Source organism: Amycolatopsis sp. NPDC004772, assembly GCF_053601215.1.
The window spans coordinates 1-5,270 of the sequence record NZ_JBSGBK010000169.1 but is presented as its reverse complement, the minus strand read 5'-3'; the positions used below and the strand labels follow the sequence as shown (position 1 = coordinate 5,270).

Below are 5,270 nucleotides of genomic sequence, written 5' to 3'. Positions count from 1 at the left end.
GTCCCAGCGTCACTTCCTCCCACACCACCACAACAGCCCCGCCGCACCACCGTGACCAGCAACGATCAAGATGAAAAAACCCCATTGGGGCGCATGTGTCCGGGGCTCGTCAGCCGGCGGGAGCCGCGCGCCAGACGACCACGAACCGCGCGCCTCCGTCCGGGGACTCGCCCACTTGGACGCGGCCGCCCCGGCGGCGGACCGTCTCCGCCACCATCGCCAGCCCCAGCCCCGTGCCGCCCGAAGAGCGGGCCCGGTCGTCGGCGATCCGGTAGAACCGGTCGAACACCTTCTCCCGGTGCTCCGGGGCGATGCCCGGGCCGTCGTCGTCGACCACCACCCGCACCGACGACCGGGACGCCAGCACCGAAACCACGATCTGCCCGCGCGCGTACCGGCACGCGTTGCGCAGCAGGTTGTCCAGTACCAGCTCGACCTCCGCGTGCGCCGAAGACGCCCACGCCTGCGCCACCGCCGTGCTCACCCGCGTCTCCGGCGCCCCCGCCGGCAGCCGCGCCACGGCCGACCGCACTTCGCTCACCAGCTCGACCGGTGACGCCGGCGGCACCTCGCCCGCGTCCGACCGCGCCAGGGACAGCAGCCCGTCCAGCAGCGACGACAGGCGCTCGGCCTCGGTCAAGATGTCCGACAGCGTCTCCTGGGCCAGCTCCGGATCCGGGTTCGTCACCGCGACCTCGGCCTGCACGCGGATCGACGCGACCGGCGACCGGAGCTCGTGGGCCGCGTCGCCGGTGAAGCGGCGAAGCCGTTCGGCCGCCTGCTCCTGCCGCTCCAGCAGCGCGTTGAACTCCTCCGCCAGCGCCCGCAGCTCGTCGTGCGAGTCCGGCAGGGCCAGCCGTGCGCCGGGAGGCAGCGAGCGCACCGAACCCCGCATGCGCGCGACCGGCCGCAACGACAAGCGCACCACCAGCCACGTCGCGAACCCAGCCACCAGCGCCCCGACCGCCGCGACGACCACCAGCCACACGCCGCCGTAGTGCACCGCGGCCGCGAAGCCGACCAGGCCGGCCCCCGCGACCACCAAGCGCTGCGACCCGTCCGGCGCGCTGACGACCGTGCCGAGGTAGCGCGCGCCGTCGCGCTGGACCGGCTGCCCGGCCTTCAACGTCGAAACGTCGGACGGGGAAAGACCCGCCGGGGTGCCGCCGTCCACCGGCGTGCCCGCGATGTCCAGCACCCGCAGCGTCACCGGCGCCGCACCCGACAGCGGACGGCCGGCGCTCACCTCGGCGCCCGCCGGGCCGAGTGCGGACGTGAGCTCCCGGTCGACCGAGCCGATGAGCAGCGGCGAGAGGTTCGACGCGGCCAGCGTGGCCAGGCCGAGCAGGCAGGCCAGGGTGATCGTCGCGGCCAGCAGGGTGATCCGGACCTGCAGGGACCGGCCCCGCCACCAGGAGATCACGGCGTGATGACCTCGTCGAGCTGCGCGTCGGACGCCAGGTAGCCGTGCCCCCGCACGGTCCGCAGCAACGCGCCGGCCCCGACCGCGTCGAGCTTGCGGCGGACGTACCCGACGTAGACCTCGACGAGGTTGCGGGTCACCGCCTGCTCCTCCCCCCACACCGCGCGCAGCAGCTCGTCCTTCGTGACGACCGTGCCCGCACGGCCGACGAGCACCTCCAGCAGCGCGAACTCCCGCGGGCTCAGCCCGACCTCTTCGTCGTGCCAGTGCACCTGCCGCAGCCCGCGGTCGACGGCCAGCGCGCCGAGCCGCAGCGTCCCGCGGCCGGACTCCGGCCCGGCCCGGCGCAGCACCGCGCGGACCTGCGCGACCAGCACCACGAACGAGAACGGCTTGACGAGGTAGCCGTCGGCGCCGAGGTCGAGGCCGTCGGCCTGGTCGATCTCGCCGTCCTTGGCCGAGACGAGCAGCACCGGCGTGGTGACGCCGTCCTTGCGCAGCCGCTCCAGCACGCGGTAGCCGGACAGGCCCGGCAGCATGATGTCCAGGAGGATGACGTCGAACGAGCCCGTGCTCGCCAGCTGCAGGCCGGTGGGCCCGTCCGCGGCCGTGACCACGTCCATGTCCTCCGCACGCAGCCCGCGCTGCAGGGCCTTGCGCACGCCCGGTTCGTCGTCGACCACCAGCACCCGAGGTTTCACGAGACTCATCATGGCCGGTTTCCGCAGGTCGTGCGTCAGCTCTCAGCACGATCTCAGTGTCGGGGAGAGAACCTTCAGGGGTATCTCAGCCTCGAGAGGGAAGCGTCGTGGCCAGGGAGCCGGGCACACTCGAGCCCGGGAACACCACAGGGAGAGACGCATGAAACCGAAGACGAAGGGCATCACCGCCGCGGTCCTCGGCACCGCGCTCGGTGCCGGCGGGCTCGCGTTCGTCGCGATGCCGGCCAGCGCGGACGACAAGCCGGCGCTGCCGCAGGTGAGCGCCGAGGACCTGGTGCAGTCGGTGGTCAAGGCGAAGCCGGGCGCGTTCGACGGCACGCTGAAGGTGAGCAACGACCTGGGCCTGCCCGCGGTGGGGAACGCGGTGCCGGGCGCCCAGGCGCTGAACATGGACTCGGCGCACATCTTCAGCGACGGCGCGGGCAAGAGCCGGCTCGCCGTCACGCAGGGCGCGAGCCAGGAGACCGTGGTCCACGACGGCACCACCGTCTGGGACTACAGCTCCAAGTCGAACACCGCGACCAAGCTGACCGTCCCGGCCGACGTGGCCCAGCGGAAGGGCGCGGGCAGCGACAAGACGGCCGACCCCCTGGCGGCGTCGACCGAACTGCTCGCGAAGGTCCGCGAGAGCAGCACGGTGTCCGTCGACGGCACCGCGACCGTCGCCGGCCGCCCGGCCTACGAGCTGGTCCTGACGCCGAAGCCGACCGAGCGGACGCTGTTGCGCGAGATCCGCGTCGCGGTCGACTCGCAGACGCGGATGCCGCTGCGGATGTCGGTGCTGAGCAACGGCACGGCGACCCCGGCGCTCGAGGTCGCGTTCACCGAGATCGAGTTCACCCAGCAGCCGGCCGACCTGTTCACCTTCACGCCGCCGAAGGGCGCCAAGGTGCAGGAGAAGACCCCGCAGGTCGACCAGCACGCGAAGGACCTCGCCGAGCAGGCCAAGCAGGACGTCAAGGTCGTCGGCGACGGCTGGGACACCGTCATCACCGGCAAGGTCCCGGCGGACGCGCTGAACCAGGCGCCGAAGCAGTCCGGGCGGGAAGGCCGCGGCGGCAACGCCGACCCGAAGGCGCTGCTCGAGCGGTTCGGCAAGAAGGTCAACGGCACCTGGGGCAGCGGCTACCTCTTCACCACGAAGGTCGGCAGCGCGGTGCTGACCGATGACGGCCGCTTCGCCGCCGGTGCGGTGCCGGAGCAGGTCCTATACGAAGCGCTGGGTCAGAAGTGACCAGCACGGCTGTCGAGTCCGGGGCGGAGGCTTCTGCGGAGGCCTCCGCCCCGGCGGTTCCGCTCGCCGCGCGGACCCGGGGACTGCGGAAGGTCTACGGCAGCACGGTGGCGGTCGACCACGTCGACCTCGACATCCCGGCCGGCGCGGTCGTCGGCATGCTCGGGCCGAACGGCTCGGGCAAGACGACCACCATCCGGATGCTGCTCGGCCTGGTCCGGCCGACCGAGGGCGAGGTCGAGCTGCTCGGCCGTCCGATGCCGGACGCCGCCGCGCACGCGCTGCCGGACGTCGGCGCGCTGGTCGAGGGGCCGGGCTTCCACCCGTTCCTGTCCGGCCGCGACAACCTGCTGCGCTTCGCCGCGGCCGAACCGCGGCTGTCCTCGGCCGGGATTCCGGCCGCGGTGGACTCGGCGCTGGAGCGCGTCGGGCTGACCGGGGCCGCACGACGGCGGTACAAGGGGTATTCGCTCGGCATGAAGCAGCGGCTCGGGCTCGCTTCGGCGTTGCTGGTGCCGCGGAAGATGGTCGTGCTCGACGAGCCGACCAACGGCCTCGACCCTGCGGGTACCAGGGAGATCCGCAGGATCGTCGCCGAGCTGCACGCCGAGGGCGTCACCGTGCTGGTGTCGTCGCACCTGCTGGCCGAGGTCGAGGCGACCTGCACGCACGTGGCCGTGCTGCAGAGCGGGACCGTCGTCGCGCAGGGCGAGCTGGCGGAGCTGCTGGAGTCCGGGAACGCGGCCCTGCTGGTCCGCACGCCGGACGCGGAGAGGGCCGTGGAAGTGCTGCGGGAGAACCGGATCGGCGCGCGGCTGACGCCGGAGGGCGTCCGCGCCGACCTCACGGCGGCCGAAGCACCGCGGGTGCTGCAGGTCCTGGTGGGCGCGGGGGTCGCGGTCCACGAGGCGACGCGGGCCCGCACCGGTCTGGAAGACCTGTTCGCGCGGCTCACGGAGGGGGCGGAATGACGGCGGTCCTGGAGGCACCGGCGGCCCGCACGGGCCACGACACGGTGCCGTTGCCGCGGCTGCTGGCCGCGGAGCTGCGCTGGATCTTCCGGCGGCCGCGCACGCTGGCCGTGCTCGGGCTGCTGGCCCTGATCCCGGTGGTGATCGGCATCGGCCTGACGCTGGTGGACGACGCGGGTGCGCAGGGCGGCGGCCCGGACGACGGCGGCGGAGCGCTGCTGGCCTCGGCGGTCAACAACGCGTTCGTGCTGCCGATCGCGGCGATCGTGATGTCCCTGGCCCTGCTGCTGCCGCTGGCGTCGGCGATGGCGGGCGCGGACGCGATCGCGGGCGAGACGTCCCACGGAACCCTGCGCGGCTGGCTGATCGCGCCGGTCGGGCGGGGGCGCCTGCTGGCGGTCAAGGCGTTCGGCGTCGCGACGGTGTCGGTGGTTTCGGTGCTGGCGATGTGCGTCACGGGCGTCGTGACGGGCCTGATCATCAACGGCACGGATTCGCTGTTCACGCTGTCGGGCACGACGTTGTCCCTCGGCGGTGCGCTGGCCCGGATCCTGCTGGTGGCGGGCTGGGTGGTGCTGCAGCTGTGGGCGGTCGGCGCGGTGGCGCTGGCCATCTCCAGCTGGACCGAGCACCCGATGCTGGTGGTGGCGTCCGTGCTGGCGGCGGACATCGTGTTCACCATCCTCGGGTTCCTGACCTCGCTGGACTGGCTGCACCCGTTCCTGCTGACGCAGAACTGGTCGATGGCGCCGGCGGAGGTGCTGCAGGACCCGATGGGCACACAGATGCTAGGCGAGGGCGCGTTGCGCGCGGCTTGCTACATCGTGATCGGGTTGTCCCTGGCCTACGCTCGTCTGTCCACTCGGGATGGGTGAGACTGGTCGTGAGTGGTAAGGCGGGTTAGAACCCGCCTTACCACT

General features: G+C 72.9%; 5 protein-coding genes. 3 read left to right on the top strand and 2 right to left on the bottom strand.

Annotation, left to right across the window (positions count from 1 at the left end; all coding sequences use genetic code 11):
- Nucleotides 1–109 precede the first annotated feature (109 nt).
- Together ACWEF6_RS42685 and ACWEF6_RS42680 are read right to left on the bottom strand one after the other, a co-directional pair.
- Nucleotides 110–1,423, bottom strand: coding sequence for a sensor histidine kinase (locus ACWEF6_RS42685; RefSeq protein WP_449688164.1), 1,314 nt, complete (start codon nucleotides 1,421–1,423; stop codon nucleotides 110–112).
- Nucleotides 1,420–2,136 carry a response regulator transcription factor gene (locus ACWEF6_RS42680; protein ID WP_310973518.1) on the bottom strand — a complete coding sequence of 239 codons (717 nt, stop codon included), beginning with the start codon at nucleotides 2,134–2,136 and terminating at the stop codon, nucleotides 1,420–1,422. The genes ACWEF6_RS42685 and ACWEF6_RS42680 overlap by 4 nt, the downstream gene beginning before the upstream one ends.
- A gap of 148 nt (nucleotides 2,137–2,284) precedes the next feature.
- On the opposite strand from ACWEF6_RS42680, the gene ACWEF6_RS42675 reads away from it, so the two are divergent.
- The 3 genes from ACWEF6_RS42675 to ACWEF6_RS42665 are packed head-to-tail and all read left to right on the top strand — an operon-like array spanning nucleotide 2,285 to nucleotide 5,225.
- Nucleotides 2,285–3,379: a LolA family protein gene (locus ACWEF6_RS42675; protein WP_449688163.1), complete on the top strand. Its 1,095-nt coding sequence runs from the start codon at nucleotides 2,285–2,287 to the stop codon at nucleotides 3,377–3,379.
- Entirely contained in the window at nucleotides 3,376–4,350 is a 975-nt protein-coding gene (locus ACWEF6_RS42670; protein WP_449688162.1) for an ABC transporter ATP-binding protein, read from the top strand. Before ACWEF6_RS42675 ends, ACWEF6_RS42670 begins: the two co-directional genes overlap by 4 nt.
- Nucleotides 4,347–5,225, top strand: a complete 879-nt coding sequence (locus tag ACWEF6_RS42665) for an ABC transporter permease (RefSeq protein ID WP_449677552.1) — start codon at nucleotides 4,347–4,349, stop codon at nucleotides 5,223–5,225. The genes ACWEF6_RS42670 and ACWEF6_RS42665 overlap by 4 nt, the downstream gene beginning before the upstream one ends.
- The last annotated feature ends 45 nt before the right edge of the window (nucleotides 5,226–5,270 follow it).

Excerpts from the sequence above, each read along its gene's own strand:
- ACWEF6_RS42665 (WP_449677552.1), top strand. The coding sequence starts at position 4,347 with ATGACGGCGGTCCTGGAGGCACCGGCGGCCCGCACGGGCCACGACACG.
- ACWEF6_RS42675 (WP_449688163.1), top strand. The coding sequence starts at position 2,285 with ATGAAACCGAAGACGAAGGGCATCACCGCCGCGGTCCTCGGCACCGCG.
- ACWEF6_RS42680 (WP_310973518.1), bottom strand. The coding sequence starts at position 2,136 with ATGATGAGTCTCGTGAAACCTCGGGTGCTGGTGGTCGACGACGAACCG.